Below are 23,975 nucleotides of genomic sequence, written 5' to 3'. Positions count from 1 at the left end.
GAGCGACAGGTCAGCCGCTGAACCAGCCGCGGCCGCCGTCCCAGCTGCCGCAGACTCCGCCGATGCAGCCGTGACCGAAGCCGCCCTGGCCGGGAATGAAGCCGCCGCAGCCCTGCCAGCCGGCGTCGTGACCACAGCCGCTGCCGCCGCCGTTGCCGTCGGGGCCGCCGGCACCGTGCGGTTGGGCCACAACCGCCGGTGCGCTCATCGCCATCACGCCGGTCGGGGCGACGGCGATCGCCGCCGCGGCTGTCGCTATGAACATCGAACCCACGAACTTTCGAATACTTAGCATGACTCCATATTCCATACCGACGCCCGCCTTGCCAACCGTTGTGTGAGGACCGAGACCGAATCGTGAATGCCCGTAACACATCACCGCGCCAGTGGTGCAGCGGTGAGCGTCACGATCCGGCGGGCCCGGGCCGATTGGCTCCGAGGTGGAAGATAGAGATCCCGATCTGCGGATAAAGGGCGCGAGATCACCGCATGTTGTGCGTCGGCAATACCGCTGACAATGGATTCACAGCAAGCTTGACATCAAGCTGGAAGCTTTCTTCTGCTGGGAGCTATGGCGACCTGATCGGTTACGAAAATAACTGGTATGCAACAGTTATCGCGGCACAGCGAAACCGGCGGCCACGGTGGTGGCCACGTGGACAGCCGACGCGGCAGCAATATCGCAATCCGCGGTTTGTTGTGAACCGCAAATGCGGATACACTCGCGCGGTAATACCGCAACTGAGGAAGCCGCGAGATGGGATGGAGGGCCAACGGGATGGCAGTTCAACGGGCGCGACGCGCCCCGAACCGGGCGCACGGCGTGGGCGGCCGGCTGCTGGAGTTTCTCGGGCGTCAGGAGTGGCTCGATCGGCCGAGCTACCGGCTGGAGAATGTGCTGAGCTTCGTGTTCAACGCGTTCGGCGGGGCACGGAACCGGGTGACCAACTTCTTGAACGGCGTCTGGCTCGGTCACCCGGTACATCCGCCGCTGGCCTCGCTGACCACGGGTGCCATCGGGACGACGGTGGCCTTGGACGCGCTGAGTCTGTTGCCGGCCAAGTCGTCGACCGAGATGCTCGATGCGTCCCGGTTCGCCCAGCGCGCCCTGGGTCTGGGGATCCTGGCCAACTTCGCCGCCGCGGCCACCGGTGTGACCGACTGGCAGCACACCCACGAAAACGATCGGCGGATCGGCCTGGTGCACGGGGTGCTGAATCTGGTCGCGACGGGCCTGTACCTCCAGTCCTGGCGGGACCGGCACCGGGGACGGCAGCTGCGCGGGATCGTGACCAGTGCGATCGGCTACGGGATCACCAGCGGCAGTGGCTTTTTGGGAGGCGCGCTGGTGTTCGGTTCCGGTATCGGCATGGATCAGTCCGGTGACCGGCTGCGCATCGACGACTGGACCCCGGTGCTTCCGGAGGCGGAACTGCCGGCGGACCAGCGGCTCAAGCGGGTCGAGGTCGACGGCGTGGGCGTAGTGGTGTGCCGTGACGGCGAGCAGGTGTCGGCGTTCGCCGGTCTGTGCCCGCACCTGGCCGCGCCTATGGCGGACGGTTGGCTCGACCGAGGCCGGGTCGTCTGCCCGTGGCACGGCTCGCAGTTCGACGTGCAGACCGGTGCGGTGGTGCGCGGACCGGCGGCCTCGCCGCTGCCCTGTTACCAGGCGCGGCTACGCGACGGGATGGTCGAACTGCGCGATGGCGCCCCGACCCCGCTCGGCGTGGCCCGGGAGAAGTACCTGGACTCGGCAGCTGTGCCATGCCCGGAAATCCCGGACGCTTCGGACGTTAAGGAGATCGCACAGTGAGCAACGCCTACGACGTATTGCGGGATCACCACAACGTGCTGCGGGGCCTGGGTGGCAGGTTCAAGGCCGCCCCGGTCGGATCGGTCGAGCGCCAGGCGATCCTCGATGAACTCCTGCGGGAGTTCACCATCCACATGCGCATCGAGGATGACATCTACTATCCGGCGCTGGCGGCGGCCAGCCGGCTGATCGCGATCGCGCACGCCGAACACCGGCAGATCTACGACCAGCTTGCGGTGGCGCTGCGGACACCGGCCCACTCACCGCGCCACGTGGACGAGTGGAATTCCTTCCTCATCGTCTTGGAGGCGCACGCCGACGAGGAGGAGCGCGATCTGGTGCCTCCGCCTGCGCCGATCGACCTGACCGACGCCGAGTTGGACGAGCTGGGCAACCGGATGCTCGCGGAGATGGAGCGGCAGCGCAACTCCAGATTCGAGCAGCTGCACGTCAAGGCGCGGGCGAAGTTCCTGGCACTGATGCCGGGCTGAGTGTGCGCACAGCCACCGCGGCGCCGTACCCGGTCGCCGTCCGTTGAATCCAGCTGACACCCGTCGGGTGGGATACCCTGCAGGGTATAAATGGTTGGTGCGGGAAGGGTCTGACGTGGTTGGTGACGACGAGAGCCTCAAGGCGGTGTTGAACCGGCTGCGCCGTGCCCACGGCCAGCTTGCCGGCGTGATCGCGATGATTGAAAGCGGCCGGGACTGCAAGGAAGTCGTCACGCAGCTTGCCGCGGTCTCGCGCGCGCTGGATCGGGCAGGTTTCAAGATCGTCGCCAGTGGGCTTCGCGAATGCCTGACCGGCGAATCCGACAGCGGAAAAGCCCCGCTCACCGAGGAGGAACTCGAAAAACTGTTCCTCGCCCTGGCCTAACGGGGGGATCCGAGGCGCGCTACTGCGTCATCGAATCCGGGCCGAGGGTTACGCGAGCAGTTCGAGGATCTTTTTCGTCACCGCGGCCGCCGTCGGATGCTCCCACAGCAGCGTCGGCGACAGCGTCAGCCCGATCTGCTTCTCCAATCGACGTCGCACGGCGACGGTCATGATCGAGTCGACGCCCATTTCGATCAACGGAAGGTGGGGGTCTACGCCGTCGTCGGGGAGACCGAGTTGGCCCGCTATCGCGGCGGATACCCGTTCCGCCACCCAATCGGAGGCCTCGGCGGGATCCTCGGGCAAGCCCGCCTGCACCGGATCCTGCGATTCGACGACGTCGGATTCCGCGGGAGCGATGTCGGCAAGCATGGCCACCGACGCCGCGAGCGGCGTGACCGGCAGTACGACAGTGTTGGCTTGGTCATCGCGCATCGCCAGGTCCAAGGCCCACATCGCGTCGTCGGCGCTGATGGTTTCCATGCCCATGGACTCGAGCTGCGCGGCAACGTACTCGGAGGTCGACCCCATCCCCAGACCACGCCACGCGGTCCAGGCGACGCTGATGGTTCGGTCGCCGAGGTTGCGGCGTTGCCGGGCGAACGCATCGAGAAACGCATTTCCGCACGCGTAGGCGCCCTGACCCGGAAAGCCGGTGAGATAGCCACATGACGAGAACAGCAGCATCCAGTTCAGCGTCCCCGGCGGGAACACTTCATCAAGCACCCGTGCGCCGGTGACTTTTGCGTGCATGGAAGCGTCGACCTGGGCAAGCGTGGTGTCAGTCAGCAGCGCACCGGTCTCGATACCGGCTGCATGCACCACACCGAGTACCGGCGGCAGATCCCTCAACGCGTGTTGCAGGGCCGCCGCAGCCCCGGCTGCACCGATGTCGGTGGCGGCCACCCGCACGAACACCCCGCGTTCCTCCAGCGATCGGACCGTCTGGACCAACCCCGGGTTGGTCGGGGCATCCGCAACTGTCCTGTCCGGCATCCCCGAACGCGACACGAGCACCAGGCGCCTGGCGCCGAGATCGACCAACCGGTGGGCCATCTGCCGTCCGAGGGCGCCGGTGCCCCCGGTGATCAAGTAGGTACCGCCCGGCGAGCAATGCATCGATTCACCGACGCACGGCGCGGACGCCAGGCGGGCGGTGTAGGCGATGCCGTCACGCACCACGACCACCCCGTGTCCGGTCAGAGAACTCAGCGCGGGCACGGGCAGGTGGGGCTCGGACAGCTCCTCAAACAGGTCCAAGACACCGCCCCAGAGTTGGGGGTGTTCGGCCGCGGCCACCCGGGACAGACCCCATAGCGGCGCCTGCTCGATATCGGTGCCTTCATGCACGTTTCGGGTCAGCACCCAAAGCCGTGCCTTAGAGCCCTGTCCTACCAGACATTTCAGTGTCCGCAGGACCAATTCGATGGACACCCTCGGCTCATCGCGCGGCTCGGTCAATACCAGGACCACGGCACCGGAACCAGAGCCTGCGTCACCGGACGGCAGCTCCGCAGGGTCTGCGACGCTGCGGGTAGGCACTCCGGCAGCGGCCAGATCGCGCGTACACCATGCTCGCGTTTCGTCGGTGCCGCCGATCAAGGTGACGTGGTCGGGGCGATCGGTGTCACGCCAGGGTGTCGGGTGCCACGCCAATCTGTGTACCAGGCGGCTGGATTCACGTTCTGTCGAACGCTCGAGATCTTCGAAGGCCAACCCGGTCATCGAGGCCAGCACCGTGCCGGCGCGGTCAGTGATCACGACGTCGGTGATCGCTCCTGCTGCGCGGCGCCGCGCGTGGAGCAGGGCCTCGCCACAAGGCGGGCCGTGCACCGCCACCCGCTCGATACGCGCCGGCATCTTGAGGCGTCCGGGGTCGCTGAAAAGGACCGACGCCGTCGACGTCGCGGCATCGAGAAGTCCGGCCCAGGTCGCCGGAGTCGATCCGTCCGGCTCGGCGTTGACCCGCGCCAGCAATTCACCGTCGCCGCAACGTAGTTCCAGGATCTCCCACTCGAATCCCATGGCGGTGACACCGAGCGATTCCAGGAGGTCGGTGACATGGGTCGAAGGCAACACCTCCGTGCAACGTCGTTGCACGGCCGGTAGTTCGAAGACCGGCGCCGCGCCGTCGTTGTTGATCTCGGCCACCGCGGTGCAGTGGGTCAGCCAACCACCCGCGGTAGGCGCGTCGTCTGAATCCACGAGGCGTGAGGCCAGGCTCAGGCAGTGCTCCTGCAACACCACCTGGATATCGCGGGTCCGTCCGGGTGCGACCGGCGTGCGCAGCCGCACATCCGCCAAATCCGTTGTGGCGGCGGTCAGCATCGTGTTCAGCAGAACGGCGGCGGGCACGATCTCCGTACCCTGCACGGGATGATCGCCGGGATAGGGCCGGTTGGACATATCCAGTCGGGTCTGCCACATGCGGGTGGGAACGGCGCTGGTGATATCCACTTGGCCGCCCAGGAGCGTGTGGGAATCGACGTCGTGAATCCCACCGCCGGACGGCGGGGGAGTCGGGGTGCGCCACAAGTGCTGATGCTCCCATTGGGTGACCGGCAGGTTGTCGGTCCAGGGCGAGGTGGCCGTGACGCCGTGCGGAAACGGCGCCCCGTGGCAGTACAGCGAAGCCAGCGCACGGGTGACCGCACGCAGCTCGGGCTGCTGACGTCGGAGAGTGGGGACCACGCCGTGCTCGTCGAGCCCGAGGTGTGACAACGTTTCGGCAATCGAGTGCGAGACCACCGGATGGGCTGATATCTCCAGAAACAGTCGGTGCCCGTCCTCGGCCGCGGCGATAACGGCCTCAGCGAAGCGCACTTGACCCCGTAGGTTGGCCACCCAATAGCGCGAGTCGCGGGGTGCCGTCGAGCGAGGATCGGCCAGCGCGGTCGTGTACAGCGGGACGGCGGGTTCATCGGCCGGCGGGAGCCCTGCGGTAAGCCGGGCAAGGTCGTCGGTGAGTGCGTCCATCTGCGGGCTGTGGAAGGCCACGTCGGTGTTCACCCGACGCGCCGAAATGCCGTCGTCCGAACAGCGTTGGCAGATCTGCTCGATGGCCTCGACGGTGCCGGAGACCACCGCGGACTCAGGTGTGGCGCTGATCGCCGCGACCACGTCGCTGCGCTGGCACAGCCGCCGTTGTGCCTCCTCGAGTGAGAGCCCCACCAGCGCCATCGCCCCGTGTCCGGCGACGTGTCTGAAACCGCGCGCCCGGTAGCACGCCACTTTGGCTCCCTGCGCCAAGTCGAGAACACCGGCTGCCACGCATGCGGCGACCTCGCCGACCGAATGACCGATGATGGCTGCGGGCCGCACGCCGCGCTCGGCCAACAATGCGGCGAGCCCGGCTTGAATCGCGAAGGTCAACGCCTGCACCCGATCGGTGGCGCCCAGTTCACCGGTGCTCAGCGCTTGCCGGGCGGAGAATCCCAACTCAGCTTGAAACACCGGATCGATCTCGTCGATGACCGCGGCGAAGGCGGGCTCATGTGCCAGCAGTTCGCTGCCCATGCCCTCCCAGTGCGATCCGTGGCCGGAGAAAACCCAGACGGCGCCGTCCCGTGCGCCGGAAACCACCGCGCCGGTGACCACGGCGGGCTGTTGCCCGTCGTTTGCCAGCGAGTCCAGACCGCCCACCAGCTCGTCGCAGTTGTCGGCGAGCACGGCCGCGCGGATCCGTTCGTGCGAGCGTCGGGTCCACAGTGTCGCCGCCACCTGATCCACGGAGCAGTCGCGGGCTCGCAGGTGGTCGGCCAATGCATCGGCCTGGCGAGCGAGGCGGGCGTGCGTGCGCGCCGAGATCGGAACGACGACCGGCACGGCAGCGGGCGCCGTGACCGGCCCGAGGTGCTCGGCGGGCCGCGGTGGTGCTTCTTCCAGGATGATGTGGGCGATGGTGCCCCCATAGCCGTAACTGCACACCGCGGCGCGGCGCCGGCTGTCCGGCTGTCGGGGCCAGGCCTCGACTTCGGTGGCCACCCGCAGGCAGCTGTCCGCCCAGTCGATGGCTGTCGTGAGTTTGCTGATCCCGGCTGTCGGCGGGATCGTCTCCTGATGGAGCGCCAGCGCCGCCTTGATGAGGCCGACTACCCCCGCCCCGCCTTCGAGGTGGCCCGTATTGGGCTTCACCGATCCGATCAGGCAGGGCGCGTTCGAGGGGCGTCCGGCGCCGTATACCGCCGCAAGAGCGGCCAGCTCGACCCGATCGCCGACCGGTGTACCGGTCCCGTGCGCCTCGACGAAGTCAACGCTGGTGGGCTCGATGCCGGCGGATGCGCAGGCAAGCCGGAACAGATCTTCCTGGGCCCTACCGTTTGGCGACATGATGCCCGGCGTGTTGCCGTCATGGGCGACAGCGCCACCACGGACCACGGCCAGCACCGGGTTGCCGTCCCGCCTGGCGTCGTCGAGACGCTTGAGGACCACCACCGCCGCGCCCTCTCCGCGGCCGTAGCCGTCGGCCGCCATGTCGAAGGTCTTGGACCGACCGTCCGGTGCGGTGGCACCGGCCTGATCGAGTACCCGGGTCAAACCCGGCCCGATCAGCGCGCTCACACCGCCTGCCAGCGCAAGTGACGTTTCACCGGTACGCAATTGCTGACACGCTTGATGTACCGCCACCAACGACGCGGCGCACGCCGCGTCGAGGGCGACACTGGGACCACGAAGATCAAGTAGGTGTGAGACCCGGTTGGCGACTCCGCACAGTGCTGTTCCGATGCCGGCCCAGGCCTCGATACCGGGCAGGTCTTCCATGATCAACTTGCCGTAGTCGTCGGCGTTGACCCCCATCAACACGGCGGTGTCGCTGCCCGCCAACGACCGCGGCGCGATCCCGGCGTGTTCGAGTGCCTCCCAGCACACTTCGAGCGCGAGACGCTGCTGCGGATCCATCAGTTCGGCCTCGCGCGGCGAGACGCCGAAGAACTCCGCGTCGAAGCCGGCAAGATCGTCTAAGAAGGTGCCCCACGGTGTGGTGTCCCGCAGCACCGCGGCGTTTCGCGGGTCACGCCGCAGATACGGCTCCCAGCGTTCGGCAGGTACCTGCCGAACCGCACTGCGACCGTCGAGCAGAAACCGCCAGAAGTCCGCCGGTGTGGTGACATCACCGGCCAGTCGGCATCCGATGCCGATGATGGCGATAGGTTCGGCAGTGTCGTTGGAGGGGATGGCGTTCCGGTGGGCGCCGTGCGTCGTCATCTGCTGCCCACCTGGGCGACGATCTGCTTCTTGTCGACCTTCCCGACGGCGGTGATGGGCAGCGAGGGCATCGCAACGAGCATGTCCGGGCGCGAATGGGCAGAGACTCCGCGCTCGTCCAGGTGGCGGTTGAGTTCGGCGAGGGAGATCTGTTCGCTCTTGAAGATCACTGCGGCGCAGATCTTTTCACCCAGAAATTCATCTGGCAGCGCGATCGCCGCGGCAGCCGAGACGGCCGGATGGGTAAGGATGTGCTCCTCGATGTCGGACGCCGAAACGGTCTCCCCGCCACGGTGGATCACGTCCTTGATCCGCCCGGTGACTTCGACGTTGCCGGCGAGCGGACCGTCGGCAAAGATACGCACCTGGTCTCCGGTCCGGAAGAATCCATCGGGGCTGAACGACCGCGCATTGGCCTGATCCGCCCGGTAGTAGCCGTTGAGGGTGTACGGTCCGCGGACCAGCAGTTCGCCTTCCTCGCCCGGGGCCACGTCCTCGCCGTTGTCGTCCACGACGCGCAGTTCGTCGTGCGGTGACATCGGCCGGCCCTGGGTCTGCTCGACGACCTCGACGGGGTCGCCGGGGCGAGTGAAATTCAGCATCCCCTCGGCCATTCCGAAAATCTGCTGCAGTCCCGGACCCAGGGTCTCTCGGAGATAGCGGGCTTCGTCGGGCGCCATCCGTGATCCACCCACTTGCAGCAATCGCAGCGCTGTCGGCGGGTTCGGCTCCCAATCGCAGGCCTGCGCCCACAACTTCGCCAAGGCGTTGACCAACGCGGTAGCGGTCACGCCGTGCCGGTGGATCAGCGCAAAAGCGGCTTCGGGGCTGGGATCGGCGGTGAACACCGTGGCGGCGCCCACCGTCATCGCGCCCAACATTCCCGGGCATCCCAGCGGAAAGTTATGACCGGCGGGCAGCGCCACCAGGTAGACGTCGTCCCCGGTCAGTCCGCACGCCTGAGCGCAGGCCGTCGTGTTGTAGAGGTAGTCGTCATGGGTGCGGGGAATGAGCTTGGGCATGCCGGTCGTACCGCCCGATACCAGCAGCAGAGCGGGCGTGGTGGTGTCGACATCGGCACGCTGGACGGCGGGGCCTGCGCATTGGGCGACTGTCGACCACACAGTGAACGGTCCGGGATCTCCATCGACGATGACGTGCTGCAGCCTCGAGCGGCCCTCGGTGACGCGCGCGGCAAGTTCGCGGTAGTCGAAACCGCCTGCACGGTCGGCGATTATCAGAGCCACCGCGTCACTCACGTCGGCGAAGTGGCCCAGCTCGGCGGCACGGTGACCCGGCAAGCACATCACCGGCACGGCGCCGGCCCGCAATACGCCGAAAAACGCCAGCGCGAATTGCGTCGAGTTCGGCAGCTGAAGCAGTACACGATCGCCTGCAGCGATGCCGAGCCGCGCCAGGCCTGCCGCGAATCGGTCAGCAGCCGAATCGAGTTCGGCAAAGGAATAGCTGCGGCCCGCATCGATGACAGCGGGCCGCTGTGGCCAGTTGCTCGCCGCCTCGGTGAGGATCGAGTCCAAGGGGCGTCCGGTCCAGTAACCCGCTTGTCGATACTCGGCGGCGCGGTCAGCCGGGAAGGGCGTGAAGCCGGCGAAGAGTCCACGGTGTTGATGCGGCGGTCCCAGCTTCGGCTCTCCTTCGTCGAGCCTCGCTGAACCGCGGTGTTGATGCGGCGGTCCCAGCTTCGGCTCTCCTTCGTCGAGCCTCGCTGAACCGCCGGGTTCGGGCTGGAGCACAGCACCCATCCAGTCGAACCACCCCTCGGTCAATCATGGTGGTGTGCGAGCGACCCCATGAGATAGCCTTCGTAAAGTTAGGCCATCCTATACTAACTTAAGGAGACGGCGTGCGCGGTGGTGCGACACCTTCACAGTCGGTTCGTGACGAGGTCGCCGAACTCCTTGGCGTGAGTCCAGACACCATTGATCCGGCGCAGGATCTGATCGCGTCGGGCCTGGATTCGATCCGAATGATGTCGTTGTCGGGCCGCTGGCGAAAACGGGGGATCGACGTCGATTTCGCGACCCTGGCGGCCGATCCCACCGTTGCGGCGTGGTCGGACCTGGTTGCCGCGCACGCTCCGGGGGCCGACGCGCTCGACGCCGCGCCGGACGGCGGCGCCTCGTCCGCGGATCACGGCGGCCCCGCGGCGCCGTTCCCCCTTGCGCCGCTGCAACACGCCTACTGGGTGGGCCGAAACGACCAGCAGCAACTCGGCGGGGTTGCGGCACACCTGTACGTCGAATTCGACGGCACCGGCGTCGATCCCGGGCGCCTGGCCGCGGCGGCTGCCGAACTGGCCGTCCGCCACCCGATGTTGCGGGTCGAGATCATGTCCGACGGCACCCAACGCATCGGAGACCGTGAGCTGCCGGTCAAGATCAGTGACTTGCGCGAGCTGGACGCCGAGGCCGTCGAGCGGCAACTGCTTGCGACGCGCGAGGCCAAGTCTCACCAGCTGCTCGACGGCGAGGTGCTCGAGCTGAGCCTGTCTCTGCTGCCGGGCGGGCGAACGCGCCTGCATGTCGATCTGGACATGCAGGCGGGTGATGCCGTGAGTTACCGCAGATTCATGTCCGACCTCGCGGTGCTGTACGCAGGTGGAACCCCGCCGCAGCTGGACTACACCTACCGGGAGTATCGCGCCGCCATGAGCCGGCTGGAGGCGGCACGGTCAGCTCAGGATCAGCCCTGGTGGAGCGAACGGATACCGAGCCTGCCCGGCCCCCCCTCGTTGCCGCTCGTCCCGACATCTGAGCAGTCCGATCCGCGACGCAGCGTTCGGCGTTGGCACTGGTTCGACGCAGCAGCCCGCGAGGCATTGTTCGCTGCGGCCCGCAGCCACGGCGTCACGCCGGCAATGGCGTTCGCGGCGTCTTACGCCGGGACATTGGCCCGATGGTCCACCAGTCGTCGGTTCTTGCTGAACCTGCCGATGTTCGGCCGTGAGCCGTTCCACCCGCAGGTAGACATGCTGGTCGGCGACTTCACGTCGTCGTTGATGCTCGATGTCGATCTGACGCAGGCGGACTCCCCGTTGTCGCGGGCGGTCGCAGTACAGCAGGCGCTGCACTCCAGCGCCCGTCACCTCGGCTATTCCGGGTTGTCGGTGCTGCGCGATCTGAGCCGCCACCGCGGTGTCCAGACGCTGGCCCCGTTCGTGTTCACCAGCGGGCTCGGTCTAGGTGATCTGTTCGGTGGTGAGGTGACCGAGATCTTCGGCGCGCCGGTGTGGACGATCTCCCAGGGGCCGCAGGTGTTGCTGGATGCTCAGGTGACACCGCTGGGCGGCGGCCTGCTGGTGAACTGGGACGTCCGTGAGGAGGCGTTCCAGCCCGGTGTCGTTGACGCGATGTTCGGTCACCAACTCGATGAACTGCACCGGCTTGCCGACCCAGACGCCTGGACGACGCCCGATTCGCCGGAGGTCCCCGAATCCCAGCGTGTCGTGCGGGCGGCGGTGAACAGCACGGTCGCCGGCCCGAGCGGCGAGGCGCTGCACACTGGGTTCTTTCGGCAGGCAGAGCGCCAGCCCGATGCTCCTGCGGTCTTCGCCCGTTCCGGCGATCTGAGCTACCGGCAGTTGCGTGATCAGGCCCTGGCGGTGGCCGCCGCCCTGCGCGCTGAGGGGGTGCGGGCCGGTGACACGATCGCGGTGCTGGGACCGAAGAACGCCGAACAGGTGCCGGCGGTGCTGGGGATCCTGGCCGCGGGGGCGGTGTATCTGCCCATCGGTGCCGACCAGCCCCGCGAGCGGGCGGAACGTCTACTGCAGACCGGATCGGTCCGCTTGGCGCTGTTGTCCGGCGCGCAGCAGACACCGTCGTCGGTGCCCGCGCTCCGCCTAGCCGAGGTGCTTTCCGGTCCGACGAGCCCGGATGAATCGATCTCTGTCGCAAGCGATCCCGAAGCGCTGGCCTACGTTCTGTTCACTTCGGGCTCCACCGGAGAGCCCAAGGGCGTGGAGCTCACGCACGACGCCGTGATGAACACCGTCGAGTTTCTGCTCCGGCATTTCGACATCGGGGCGAGCGACCGCTGGCTGTCGCTGGCGACGTTGGAGTCCGACATGTCGGTGCCGGACATCTTCGCCAACCTGCGTGCAGGTGGGGCGATCGTCGTGGTCGACGAAGACCAGCGCCGTGACCCCGATGCCTGGGCCAGCCTGATCCACGCGCACCGGGTCACCGCCCTCAACTTCATGCCCGGCTGGCTCGAGATGCTGCTCGCGGTCGGTGATGGACGGTTGTCGTCGCTGCGGGCGGTGGCCGTCGGCGGGGACTGGGTGCGCCCGGAGTTGGCCCGCCGGCTGCGGCTGCAGGCGCCCCGAGCCCGCTTCGCGGGGTTGGGTGGCGCCACCGAAACAGCGGTGCACGCCACCATTTTCGAGGTGGATGAGGCGGCGGGTCTACTGCCGAACGGCAGCTCGGTGCCCTACGGTGTGCCGTTGCCGAACATGGCTTGCCGGGTGGTCAGCGAAAGCGGCAGCGATTGCCCGGATTGGGTGATCGGCGAACTCTGGGTGACCGGACGCGGCATCGCCCGCGGCTACCGCGGTCGCCCCGACCTCACTGGGGAGCGCTTCGTCGAGTATCCGCTGCACGGTGTGACGCGCAGCTGGTACCGAACCGGAGACCTCGCCAGGTACTGGCCGGACGGCACGCTGGAATTCGTCGGCCGCGCTGATCACCGCACCAAGATCAGCGGCTACCGCGTCGAACTCGGTGAGGTTGAGGCCGCGCTGGGAAGAATTCCCGGCGTCCATGCCGCGGTGGCTGCGGTACTGCCCGCCGCGGGTGGCTCAGACGGGCTGGCGGCGCTGGTCCGGGTGGATGATGATTCGGGCTTGACGGCAGGCCGGATTCGCGATGCGCTGATCGATCTCGTTCCCGCGCACATGATTCCGCGTTGGATCTCGCCGGTGGATCGAATCCCGTTCACCGATGGCGGCAAGATCGACCGTGCGGCCGTTGCCTGCCGACTTGACCAGGAGTTCGGCCAGCTCGGCGGCGCGACAGGATCTGTCACCGGGCCGCGATCGACCTTGGAGCGGGCGCTGTGTCATATCGTCGCGGGGGTCTTGGGCCGTGATGGTGACGCCATGGATGTCCACGACGACTTCTTTTCGCTCGGCGGTGATTCGGTCCTTGCAACGAAGGCCGTGGCCGAGATCCGGGTGTGGCTCGATTCGCCGCGGACGATGGTGTCAGACATGTTCGCTGCCCGGACGGTCGCTGCGCTGGCCGAGGTACTCATCGGCCGGGAAAGTGACACCGGACGAATGGAGTCGGTCGCCGAGGCGTATCTCGAGGTTGCGGCGATGTCGGAGGCCGACGTCATGGTGGCCCTCGATGCGGGTTCGGCCAACGAGTGATGGGATTCAGCCGTGCCGGCTGATCCTGGGCTTGAGCTGTGCGGCTGAGGCGACGTCGCTGATGTGGCTGCGTTGTAGCGACCGCGGAAAACCTGAATTGAGTTAACGGCCACCAAGGGCCGGCAATGCATTGAGCCGGGCTCGGGTAGCTGCTACCCGAGCCCGGCATCCGCACTGCGCGAGCGTGCGTGCATTCGCGGTGAACACCGGCGTGTCTACCGCAGACACGCACGCTCGCGCAGGAGGCGGTACCTGCGTGTGCGCGCAGGCGGTGTGCAGTTAGTTGAACAGGCCGGTCAGCCAGTCCAGGTCGAACAGGCTCGGGTCTGCCAGTGAGGCGCCGACGTCAGGGTCCACCACCTCGTCCACTGGGATGGTCGAGGTCAACGCCTCGGCGATCCGGCTGGGCAGCACGTCGAGGAAGTAGGAGAAGGTGCCCTGCTCGGTGAGCAGCCCCCACCACTGGCCGGTGTCTTCGCCGGTCTCCGAGTCCCAGGTGATGTAACCGTTGAGCAACGCGTCGAACGGGTCCTGCGCCACGTGTGCCACGCCGTCGGGCACACCGCTCAGATTCTCCGACAAGGCGAATGCAAAGCCGGTGAGCGGCTCCATCAGGTACTTGGCGGTGCTCTTCCAGAAGCTGAAGTCGCCGAAGAGCTCCTGCACGTTCGCCCAGACATGGGTCATGTCGGCGCCGATGCCCATCACGCCGGGGACCTCGACATCCTCACCGCGCGGAATGTGGTCGAAGAGCGGCTGGAAGATGTTGTTCATATTGAACAGCCAGTCGTTGTTGATCAGGTTCCAGGCACTGGTGAGGTCACCCTGCTGCAGGAATTCCATCACCTGCGGGATCATGGTCTCCAGGCCGAGGACCCGACCGCCCCCGGACCACATGATTTCGAGGCCGGCCTGCACGCCGTCGAAGCTGTTCTGGGCGACCTCGCCGTAGTAGCTGGACAACTCACCCAGCGCCGTGGTGATCGGGTTCGGGCCATTGAGCAGGTCCATGATGTAGTCGAGGTTCTCTGACGTGGTCGCGGTGAGCTCCACGGCGGGCTGGTGGACGACCGCAGGAGCCAGCGGGGCGACCGGGCTGACGGCGAGCATGCCGGCGCCGGCCAGTGCGATCCCGGCGGCCAAGAGCCCGGTGGTCCGGGCGGGAGATTCGGGGCCGCGGTCGGTCGAGCCGGCGGCGAGAGCGAGCTGCATTGCTTCTCCTTATCGTGACCTCAACTGGCATGAGGTACCTGTGTATTTGTAAACGCTGGCTTACCTTAGACACATCTTTATCCGATAGGCAAGCCTTACCTAACCGTGTGTCCAGCGTCACAAACTAGGGTAAGGCTAACCTTACTTCCGGTGGTGGTGTAGCGTCCCTCGGCATGAGTGCCTCGCCATCGGATGCCGTCAGCGTCGCGCTGCGGGAGATCCTCCGCGATGATCTGAATGTCGACCTGGCCAAGGTGACTCCGGAGTCGCGGCTGGTCGATGAAGTCGGACTGGACTCGGTGGCCTTCGCGATCGGCATGGTCGCCATCGAGGATCGGCTGGGCGTGGCACTATCCGAGGAAGATCTGCTGACCTGCGACACTGTCGGAGACCTCGAGGCCGCCATCCGGGCGAAAGCCCCCGCCGACGCGTGAGCGTGCTGGCAGGCGCCCTGACCAGGGCGATGACCGCCTCGGATGAGGACCTGGCGGTCTTCGATCAGGCCAGTGGCAGCTGGCAGCGTCACCCGTGGGCGCAGGTACACGCCCGCGCCCAGGGGGTGGCGTCGAGAATTCTCGACACCGGCCGCACCGGTGCGGTGGGCCTGGTCGGGGAGCCGACCGTCGAACTGGTCGCCGCGATCCAGGGCGCCTGGCTGGCCGGGCGCAGCGTGTCGATCCTGCCCGGACCGGTCCGCGGCTCCGATCCGCAGCAATGGGCCCAGGCGACCCGAAACCGGTTCAGCGGTATCGGTGTCGACACCGTCTTCACTCACGGCGGACCTCGGCAGCTGCTGGATGAGGCCGGCACCGCCATCGCCGTGCACGACGTCACCGCCGCCGCCATCGAGCCGTCGACCGCCTTCACCCCGGTGACCGCCGCACCGGACGTGCCGGCCGTGCTGCAGGGCACCGCAGGCTCCACCGGCACCCCCCGCACCGCCCAGCTGTCACCGGCAGCGGTGCTGGCCAACGTCTCCGGCCTGGCCGAGCACCTCGGCGTCGACCCGGCGACCGACGCCGGCTGCAGTTGGCTGCCGCTGTACCACGACATGGGGCTGACCTTTCTGCTCAGCGCGGCCTTGACCGGGTCTGCGCTGTGGCTGGCGCCCACCGCGGCGTTCGCCGCGTCGCCGTTTCGCTGGCTGAGCTGGCTGCACGACAGCCGGGCCACCATGACTGCCGCACCCAACTTCGCTTACGGCGTGATCGGCAAGTACGCCCGTCGGGTTCCCGAAGTGGACCTGGGCCGGCTGCGGGTCGCGATCAACGGGGGCGAGCCGGTCGACTGTGCCGGACTGGAGCGATTCGTCGCCGAACTCGGCAGATACGGCCTCGCCCCCGGTGCTCTCATGCCGTCTTACGGCCTGGCCGAGGCCACCTGCGCGGTGACCGCACCACAGCCAGGTACCGGCCTGCAGTACGACGAAACCATCGGCGCGGCAAGCGATGACGCGCCAGCGGTGCGCAGGCATGCGGTGCTCGGCGAACCGATTCCCGGAATGCAGGTCCGGATCAGTCCGGTAGCCGAACGTCACGAGGAGCTGTCGCAGCGCGAGGTCGGTGAGATCGAGATCCGCGGAACCTCGATGATGTCCGGCTATGTCGACCAGCCGGCGTTGGACCCGGACGGCTGGTTCGCCACCGGCGACCTCGGCTACTTCACCGACGCCGGACTGGTGGTCTGCGGCCGTGCCAAAGAGATCATCTCGATCGCCGGACGCAACGTGTTTCCCACCGAGATCGAGCGCGTGGCCGCCGAGGTGCGCGGCGTCCGCGATGGCGCGGTGGTGGCGGTCGGCACAGCCGGGATCCGGGCGGGACTGGTGATCGCTGCGGAGTTCCGCGGCCGCGACGAGGCCGGCGCGCGCGCCGACGTGATCTCCCGGGTGGCATCGCAGTGCGGGGTGGTGCCCGCAGATGTGGTGTTCCTGGCGCCGGGCTCGCTGCCGCGGACATCGTCGGGGAAGCTGCGGCGGCTGGAAGTCAAACGGAACCTGGAGGTGATGAAGTGACCGACGTGACCGCCGGGCCCGACATCGCCACGTATCGCGCCTTGCTGGACGAGGTGTTCGGCCAGCAGGTGGCCGACTGGACCGCCGAAGCCGAAGCCACCGAGCGTTTTCCGCGCGACCTGATCGAACACCTAGGCCGCAGCGGTGTGTTCGCCGGCAAATGGAGCAACGGCCAGCACCCCGACGTCGCCAAGCTGGTGGCGCTGGCGTTCAAACTGGGACAGCTGCGGTCGGCCGGGATCGGTGTCGGGGTGAGCCTGCATGACTCCGCGATCGCGATCCTGCGCCGATTCGGGCGATCGGAATACCTGAAGGACATCTGCGAGCAGGCCATTCGTGGCGAGGCGGTGCTGTGCATCGCAGCCTCTGAGGAGTCCGGAGGCTCCGACCTCCAGATCGTCGAGACCGAAGTCCGTTCCGCGCGAGACGGGTTCGACGTCCGCGGCCGCAAGAAGTTCGTGTCGCTGTCGCCGATCGCAGATCACATCGTGGTGGTGGCGCGCGGCATGGACCACGATGAGCACAGCCGACACGGCAACGTCCTGGTGATCGCGGTCCCGACTTCCCAGGTGCACGTCAACGAGCCCTACCGCAAGGTGGGGGCCGGACCGCTGGACACCGCCGCGGTCGATATCGACACCTGGGTGCCCGCTGATGCCCTGATCGCCCGCCCGGGTACCGGCCTGGCCGCGATCTCCTGGGGGCTGGCCCATGAACGCATGTCGATCGCCGGGCAGGTCGCCGCGTCGTGTCAGCTGGTGCTGGGGCTCACGCACGCCCGGATGATGCGCCGCCGACAGTTCGGTGCCACCCTGTTCGAGCACCAGGCGCTGCGGATGCGCGTGGCTGACCTGCAAGCCCGTGTCGATCTGCTCCGCCACGCACTCAACGGCATCGCCGCCGACGGGCGGCTCGATCTGCGTACCGCCGCGGCCATGAAGGTCACCGCCGCCCGGCTCGGTGAAGAGGTGTTCTCCGAATGTATGCACATCTTCGGCGGTTCGGGCTACCTGGTCGACGAGACCCCGATCGGGCGCTGGTGGCGGGACATGAAGCTGGCCCGCGTCGGCGGCGGTACCGACGAGGTGCTCTGGGAGTTGGTGGCCGCCGGGATGCGACCCGACTATGACGGTTACGACGAGCTGTTCGACAGCGGGTCGTCGTCGGGGTAGCGCAGCACCGCATACAGCGCCATCTTGCGATAACCCATGTCGTATTCGCCGAGGAAGGTGCCGCCCACATACTCGGCCAGCCGACGCATCGCCGTATTGCGGTACTCGGGCTCGAACATCATCCGCCGGCACTGCGGTTCGAGGTCGAACACGCTTGTCATGACGCGCGGCAGCAGGATGGCCGCGAAGCCCCGATTGGCCACCGCGGCATCGGCGACGGCTCCGTGCATGCCCAGATCGTGCGGGTCGGCGGCATAGTACTTGGCGATGGAATCTTTTGCGGCCCGGTACAACTCGATATAGCCATAGTCTCGTCCGTGTCGGCTGACGATGAGCGGCCGAGTGAAACTGCCGGCCACCTGGGCGCTCAGGTACCGATGCCAGCGTTCCGGCGGCCAGGCGGACTCCCAGGTTTCCGCCAGGTGCGGCCGGTTCATCCACTCCGACATCAGCTCCGCATCGGCATCCGGATCGGCCACCCGGATCGCATACGGCTCGGCCAGCACTGGGATCGGGGGCGCAGGAACGCGGCGAACCTCGTCGGATATGTCGGTCAGCTCGCGGTGCAGGATGGCGGCGGCATCAGTCATAACGAACCGTTAGCCTACCGGAGGCCCTGTCCGTCAAAGTGAGGATAGGGTAACCTCGGTCGGGCTGGGCGGCAGCGCCAGGCCCCACCCCCGCGGGGCGGGTAACCGTCGGCGAAAGGACCTTGATGGCGCGCGGTTTGCAGGGCGCGATACTTAGGGGCTTCGGCGCCCGGGACCACGTCGTGACGGTGCTCGAGACCAGCCGGATCACCCCGCACTTCATCCGCATCTGGATGCACTCACCGACCCTGTTCACCGAGGCGAGTGTCGAACCCGCGGCCTGGCTGCGGTTCTGGTTCCCCGACCCGGACGGCTCGGACACCGAATTCCAGCGCGCCTACACCATCGCCGAGGGCGACGCCGCTACCGGGCGTTTCGCGATCGACATGGTGCTGCACGAACCGGCCGGGCCCGCCAGCCGCTGGGCCCGCGCCGTGGAACCCGGAGCCACCATCGCGGCGGTGTCGCTGATGGGCTCCTCGCGCTTCGAGGCGCCTGAGGCCGACGCCCAGCCCGCCGGCTACCTGCTGATGGGGGACTCGGCGTCGATTCCCGGAATCAACGGCATCATCGGGACCGTCGCGCCGGAGATACCGATCGAGCTCTATCTCGAACAGCACCACGACGACGACCTGCTGATTCCGCTGCGTGAGCACCCCCGGCTGCGGGTGCACTGGGTGCCCCGCCGTGATGCGAGTTCGCTGGCCGCAGCCATCGAGGCTCGCGACTGGTCGGACTGGTATGCCTGGGCCACCCCCGAAGCCGCGACGCTCAAGGCGCTGCGGACCCGGTTGCGCAACGAGTTCGGGTTTCCCAAATCTGAGGTCCACGCGCAGGCCTACTGGACCGCCGGGCGTGCCATGGGCACTCAACGCGGGCCCACCGAAACGTCGTTGACTCTGCCGCCACCAGACAAAAGTGCGAGTGAGGTGCCTGGTGAGCGCAGCGTCAACACCAAGGGGGCGTGGCGTGCCCAGGCTGCGGGTCGGCTGCTCGCCCCGCTGAAGGCGCCGCTGATCGTCTCCGGCGTGCTGCAGGCGGTGATCACGCTGCTGCAGCTGGCACCCTTCGTGCTGCTGGTGGAGCTGGCGAGGCTGTTGGTCGCCGGCGCCGACGAGTCGCGGCTGTGGACGCTCGCGATCGCCGCGGTTTCGCTGCTCGGCCTGGGGACGCTGTTGGGGGCGGGGCTGACGCTGTGGCTGCATGTGGTCGACGCCCGCTTTGCCAGCGCGCTGCGTACGCGATTGCTGAGCAAGCTGTCTCGGCTGCCGCTGGGCTGGTTCACCGCGCGCGGATCCGGCTCGATCAAGCAACTGGTCGCCGACGACACCCTGTCGCTGCACTATCTGGTGACCCACGCCATCCCCGATGCCGTCGCCGCGGTCGTGGCACCGGTCGCGGTGTTGGTCTACCTGTTTGTGGTGGACTGGCGGGTGGCGCTCGTGCTGTTTGTGCCGGTGCTGATCTACCTGGTGCTGATGTCGGTGATGATGACCCAGTCGGGTCCCAAGATCAGTCAGGCGCAGCGCTGGGCCGAGCGGATGAACGGCGAAGCCGGCACCTACTTGGAGGGGCAGCCGGTGATCCGGGTGTTCGGTGGGGCGGCGGCCTCGAGCTTCCGCCGCCGCCTCGACGAGTACATCAATTTTCTGGTGGACTGGCAGCGGCCCTTTATCGGCAAGAAGACGCTGATGGATCTGGTCACGCGCCCGTCCACCTTCCTGTGGCTGATCATGCTGACCGGGACCCCGCTCATCGTTCTCGGCCGGATGGACCCGGTGAGCCTGCTGCCGTTCCTGTTACTGGGGACCACCTTCGGTGCCCGGCTGTTGGGTATCGGCCTGGGCGTCGGCGGAATCCGCGGCGGCATGCTGGCAGCCCGGCGCCTGCAGATCGCCCTGGACGAACCCGAACTCGCCGTGACCGAGCCTGCTTCGCCGGCAGTGGAGGATCCGCAGCCGGCCGGGACGGTGCGCTTCGAAGCGGTCAGCTTCGGCTACCGCCCGGGTGTGCCGGTGATTCGCGATGTGTCGCTGACGCTGCGGCCCGGCACGGTGACCGCGCTGGTCGGCCCGTCAGGATCCGGCAAGTCCACGCTGGCCGCTCTGCTGGCCCGCTTCCATGACGTGCAGGAGGGCGCGATAACCGTTGACGGACAGGATATTCGGTCCCTGTCTGCTGACGACCTCTATCATCGTGTCGGGTTCGTGTTGCAGGAGACTCAGCTGGTTCACGGCAGTGTCCGCGACAACATCGCGTTGGCGGTGCCCGATGCCACCGACCAGCAGGTGCACCATGCTGCGCGCCAAGCCCAGATCCACGACCGGATCCTGCGGCTGCCCAACGGCTACGACACCGTGCTCGGCGCCGCCGCGGCACTCTCCGGCGGTGAGCGCCAACGGCTCACCATCGCACGCGCCATCCTCGCCGACACCGGCGTGCTCATCCTCGACGAGGCCACCGCCTTCGCCGACCCCGAATCGGAATACCTGGTGCAGCAAGCCCTGAACCAGCTGACCAAGGACCGCACCGTGCTGGTCATCGCCCACCGGCTGCACACCGTCACCGGCGCGGATCAGATCGTGGTGCTCGACCACGGCGCCGTCGTCGAACAAGGCCGCCACGACCAACTGCTCGCAGCGGGGGGACGCTATCTGCAGCTGTGGGAGACCGGGCGCCGGGCGGTCGGCGTCGGAGCGGAGGCGACACCGTGATCCGCACCCTGATCCGGCTGATTCCGCCAGACCGTCGCGGCCGGCTCGTCGGCTACACCGTGCTGACGCTGCTGTCGGTGGTGGCGCGGGCGGTGGGCACCGTTTTGCTCGTCCCACTGGTGGCCGCGCTGTTCTCCGATGACCCGAGCCGTGCGCTGAGCTGGCTGGGCTGGCTGACCGCGGTGACCATTGCCGGCTGGCTGATCGACTTCGCGTGCGCGCGAATCGGATTCGATGTCGGGTTCGCCGTCCTCGATCACACCCAGCACGATGTCGCCGACCGGCTGCCGGCGGTCCGGCTGGACTGGTTCACCGCCGACAACACCGCCACCGCGCGGCAGGCGATCGCGGCCACCGGCCCCGAACTGGTCAGCCTGGTCGTCAACCTGCTGACCCCGCTGATCAGCGCCATCCTGCTGCCGCCGGCGATCGCGGTGGCGCTGCTCGGCGTCTCGTGGCAGCTGGGTCTGGCCGCCCTGGGCGGCGTGCCGCTGCTGCTGGGGGCGCTGTGGGCGGCCAACCGGCTCAGTGCCCGCGCCGACGTCGCCGCCGCAGAAGCCAACACCGCGCTGACCGAGCGCATCATCGAGTTCGCCCGCACCCAGCAGGCACTGCGCGCGGCGCGGCGGGTCGAACCCGAACGCAGCACCGTCGGTGCGGCCCTGACCGCCCAGCACGGCGCGGCAATGCGGCTGCTGCTCATGCAGATTCCCGGCCAGCTGTTGTTCAGCCTGGCCAGCCAGGGGGCATTGATCCTGCTCGCCGGCGCGACCACTGCGCTGACCGTGCGCGGCACCCTGGGCGTTCCGGAAGCGATTGCGCTCATCGTTGTGACTGCCCGCTACCTGGAACCCTTCACAACCATCAGCGAGCTGGGACCGGCACTGGAATCGACGCGTGCCAGCCTGGAGCGGATCCGGGCCGTGCTGACCGCACCGGCGTTGCAGGTCGGCGATCGTGAGCTTCCCGGTGGTGCCGGGGCTCCCCGCATCGAGTTCGACAACGTCACCTTCGGCTATGAGTCGGGCGGCGAGCCGGTGCTGGACCGAGTCAGTTTCACACTGGAGCCGGGCACCACGACCGCTATCGTCGGGCCGTCCGGGTCGGGAAAGAGCACCATCCTGGCCCTGATCGCCGGTCTGCACGAACCGACCGGCGGCCGGGTCTTGCTGGACGGGGCCGACGCCGCCGAACTCGACGCGCTGTCACGCCGAGCGGCGAGCACCATGGTGTTCCAGCATCCCTACCTGCTGGACGGCACGATCCGGGACAACATCCTGGTCGGAGACCCCGACGCCGATCAGGAGTCTGTCCAGCGGGCCACCGAACTGGCCCGGGTCGACGAGCTGGTGGCCCGACTGCCAGACGGCACCGACACGCGGGTAGGAGAAGCCGGCGCGGCGCTGTCCGGCGGCGAGCGCCAACGGGTCAGCATCGCTCGCGCCCTGCTCAAGCCCGCACCGGTGCTGCTGGTCGACGAAGCGACCAGTGCCCTGGACACCGAGAACGAGGCCGCGGTCGTCGATGCGCTCAGCGCCGAGCTGCGGCCGCGCACCCGAGTGATCGTCGCGCACCGGCTGGCCAGCATCGCACAAGCCGACCGGGTGCTGTTCCTCGACGACGGTCGGGTCATCGAGGACGGCACGATCGAGGAATTGCAGTGCGCCGGCGGGCGTTTCGACGAATTCTGGCGGCAACAGAACGATGCCTCCGGATGGCGCATCCACGCCGGCTAGCGATGGCCGCAAGAACGGCGGAGCCGGGCGCAGCGGGCCATCGCCATTGATCGCCTGTGCGATCATTCCTAGGGTGAGCGCCGACGACGACCCCGAGGCCCGGATCCGGGAACTGGAGCGCCCGCTGTCGGACTTCGCCAAAGCCGCCGAAGTCACCGTCTCCTCGGCCGGCGCCGAGCAGGTATCGCCGACGGCAGGCAACGGGCGCGGGATCGGCGTCGCGGTCCGTGCGATGGCGGCGGTCTTCGTGACGGTCGCCGCCGCAGCGATGTTCTTGATCTCCCGCGGCCCGACCGGTACGACGCCCGGGTTCCCCACCGTGCCCAGCACTGCGGCGCCGACACCATCGCGATCGGTCCCGGTGGTGCCGCCCGCCTCGGCGTCGCCGGCCAATCCGACGCCTGGCCGCGCCGACACCATCACCGTCTCCGGCGCCGGGCAAGACAAGACCCTGGCATGCGCCGGTAACCAGGTCTCGGTGAGCGGCGTCCGCAATACGATCACGCTCACCGGCCGGTGCGCGGGGTTGACCGTCTCGGGCATCGGCAACGTCATCACCGTCGACTTCACCCCAGCGATCACCACATCCGGTGTCGACAACCGGGTGACCTACCGCTTCGGGGATCCCGAGGTGAGCACCTCCGGGTTCGACAACGTCGTCGTACGTGGTTGAGGCGGCTCGGCCGGCCGTGGAATCCGATCCGGCCCGACGCCCTCAGCCGATGACGTCTGACGCCCAGTATTCGCGCAGGCTGGCGATCTGCTCCCCGGCGAACTCCAGAATGGCGACTTCGCGCATCCGCTTGCGCTGCCCTTGGACGCGGTCATCGAAGGTGGCTTCCCATTCGGCGATCACCGTGGTGCCGTCAGTGGCGGTGTAGAGGTTGAGCAGCCGGGCGTCGATGTCGGCTTGGCCTTCCACGACCTTGGTCCGCCAATAGTCGCGGATCCCGGCCCGAGTGCGAATCGGTTCCTGGAGTACCCGCTCGTGGTAGGTCGCGTCGTCGGTGAAGATCGTGACGATGAGGTCTGGGTCCTGCTGCATCCAGGCGCGCAGGTAGGTGTCGATCGTGGCGCGGACATCCATCATGGGCAGGAGTGTGGCCCACGTGGCGGCCCCGCTGTTGCCGAACGCGCGTTCCGTGCGGCGGAGCGCTCGCCCGGATTTCCCGGCCGCCCGCGATGGGGGTAACCTTACCCGGGGAAATTAGGGCAGCCTTTACTAACACCCAGCGAGTGTGCGGAGGAGAT

16 protein-coding genes are annotated in these 23,975 nt (G+C 67.8%); 10 read left to right on the top strand and 6 right to left on the bottom strand.

What is annotated here, in order from left to right:
- Positions 1-10: 10 nt before the first annotated feature.
- Complete coding sequence (locus tag G6N19_RS01805) at positions 11-265, bottom strand: hypothetical protein (RefSeq protein ID WP_408632458.1); 255 nt, start codon at positions 263-265, stop codon at positions 11-13.
- A gap of 513 nt (positions 266-778) precedes the next feature.
- Here G6N19_RS01805 and G6N19_RS01800 point away from each other — a divergent pair.
- The 3 genes from G6N19_RS01800 (at position 779) to G6N19_RS01790 (ending at position 2,689) form a co-directional block, all read left to right on the top strand.
- Positions 779-1,813 (top strand): Rieske 2Fe-2S domain-containing protein, encoded by a 1,035-nt coding sequence (locus G6N19_RS01800; protein ID WP_081465500.1) that lies wholly within the window; start codon positions 779-781, stop codon positions 1,811-1,813.
- The gene (locus G6N19_RS01795; RefSeq protein WP_013828461.1) at positions 1,810-2,304 is read left to right on the top strand and encodes a hemerythrin domain-containing protein; all 495 of its coding nucleotides are present in this window, start codon (positions 1,810-1,812) and stop codon (positions 2,302-2,304) included. The genes G6N19_RS01800 and G6N19_RS01795 overlap by 4 nt, the downstream gene beginning before the upstream one ends.
- A 115-nt stretch (positions 2,305-2,419) precedes the next feature.
- Entirely contained in the window at positions 2,420-2,689 is a 270-nt protein-coding gene (locus tag G6N19_RS01790) for a metal-sensitive transcriptional regulator (protein ID WP_013828462.1), read from the top strand.
- A 48-nt stretch (positions 2,690-2,737) separates the two neighbouring features.
- On the opposite strand, the gene G6N19_RS01785 is transcribed toward G6N19_RS01790, so the two are convergent.
- Complete coding sequence (locus G6N19_RS01785) at positions 2,738-7,894, bottom strand: type I polyketide synthase (protein ID WP_193465663.1); 5,157 nt, start codon at positions 7,892-7,894, stop codon at positions 2,738-2,740.
- The gene (locus tag G6N19_RS01780) at positions 7,891-9,657 is read right to left on the bottom strand and encodes a (2,3-dihydroxybenzoyl)adenylate synthase (protein ID WP_232062493.1); all 1,767 of its coding nucleotides are present in this window, start codon (positions 9,655-9,657) and stop codon (positions 7,891-7,893) included. Before G6N19_RS01780 ends, G6N19_RS01785 begins: the two co-directional genes overlap by 4 nt.
- Positions 9,658-9,758: 101 nt before the next feature.
- On the opposite strand from G6N19_RS01780, the gene G6N19_RS01775 reads away from it, so the two are divergent.
- Complete coding sequence (locus G6N19_RS01775; RefSeq protein WP_013828465.1) at positions 9,759-13,286, top strand: non-ribosomal peptide synthetase; 3,528 nt, start codon at positions 9,759-9,761, stop codon at positions 13,284-13,286.
- 279 nt (positions 13,287-13,565) lie between these two features.
- Here G6N19_RS01775 and G6N19_RS01770 read toward each other — a convergent pair whose 3' ends face one another.
- On the bottom strand, positions 13,566-14,498 hold the full coding sequence (locus tag G6N19_RS01770) for a hypothetical protein (RefSeq protein ID WP_013828466.1): 933 nt from the start codon (positions 14,496-14,498) through the stop codon (positions 13,566-13,568).
- A 173-nt stretch (positions 14,499-14,671) separates the two neighbouring features.
- On the opposite strand from G6N19_RS01770, the gene G6N19_RS01765 reads away from it, so the two are divergent.
- From G6N19_RS01765 to mbtN, 3 genes are read left to right on the top strand one after another with little or no spacing between them, the layout of a single operon-like run.
- On the top strand, positions 14,672-14,932 hold the full coding sequence (locus G6N19_RS01765; protein WP_193465662.1) for an acyl carrier protein: 261 nt from the start codon (positions 14,672-14,674) through the stop codon (positions 14,930-14,932).
- Entirely contained in the window at positions 14,929-16,512 is a 1,584-nt protein-coding gene (gene mbtM / locus G6N19_RS01760; RefSeq protein WP_193465661.1) for a long-chain-fatty acid--ACP ligase MbtM, read from the top strand. The genes G6N19_RS01765 and mbtM overlap by 4 nt, the downstream gene beginning before the upstream one ends.
- A 5-nt stretch (positions 16,513-16,517) precedes the next feature.
- Positions 16,518-17,684: a mycobactin biosynthesis acyl-ACP dehydrogenase MbtN gene (gene mbtN, locus G6N19_RS01755; RefSeq protein WP_041319723.1), complete on the top strand. Its 1,167-nt coding sequence runs from the start codon at positions 16,518-16,520 to the stop codon at positions 17,682-17,684.
- Here mbtN and G6N19_RS01750 read toward each other — a convergent pair.
- A complete protein-coding gene (locus G6N19_RS01750) occupies positions 17,645-18,274 on the bottom strand; it encodes a GNAT family N-acetyltransferase (RefSeq protein ID WP_013828470.1) in 630 nt (209 codons plus the stop codon). The two genes, mbtN and G6N19_RS01750, sit on opposite strands and share 40 nt — an antisense overlap.
- Before the next feature lie 125 nt (positions 18,275-18,399).
- On the opposite strand from G6N19_RS01750, the gene G6N19_RS01745 reads away from it, so the two are divergent.
- The 3 genes from G6N19_RS01745 to G6N19_RS01735 all read left to right on the top strand — a co-directional run bounded on the left by G6N19_RS01745 (position 18,400) and on the right by G6N19_RS01735 (position 23,397).
- Positions 18,400-20,988 carry an ABC transporter ATP-binding protein/permease gene (locus G6N19_RS01745; protein ID WP_193465660.1) on the top strand — a complete coding sequence of 863 codons (2,589 nt, stop codon included), beginning with the start codon at positions 18,400-18,402 and terminating at the stop codon, positions 20,986-20,988.
- A complete protein-coding gene (locus tag G6N19_RS01740; RefSeq protein ID WP_193465659.1) occupies positions 20,985-22,724 on the top strand; it encodes an ABC transporter ATP-binding protein in 1,740 nt (579 codons plus the stop codon). The genes G6N19_RS01745 and G6N19_RS01740 overlap by 4 nt, the downstream gene beginning before the upstream one ends.
- Before the next feature lie 73 nt (positions 22,725-22,797).
- A complete protein-coding gene (locus G6N19_RS01735; RefSeq protein WP_163762311.1) occupies positions 22,798-23,397 on the top strand; it encodes a DUF3060 domain-containing protein in 600 nt (199 codons plus the stop codon).
- Positions 23,398-23,439: 42 nt separating this feature from the next.
- Here G6N19_RS01735 and G6N19_RS01730 read toward each other — a convergent pair whose 3' ends face one another.
- Complete coding sequence (locus G6N19_RS01730) at positions 23,440-23,814, bottom strand: nuclear transport factor 2 family protein (protein ID WP_232062487.1); 375 nt, start codon at positions 23,812-23,814, stop codon at positions 23,440-23,442.
- Positions 23,815-23,975 lie beyond the last annotated feature (161 nt).

This window comes from Mycobacterium novum (assembly GCF_010726505.1).
Lineage (GTDB): Bacteria > Actinomycetota > Actinomycetes > Mycobacteriales > Mycobacteriaceae > Mycobacterium > Mycobacterium algericum.
This window is presented reverse-complemented; position numbering and strand designations above follow the sequence as displayed.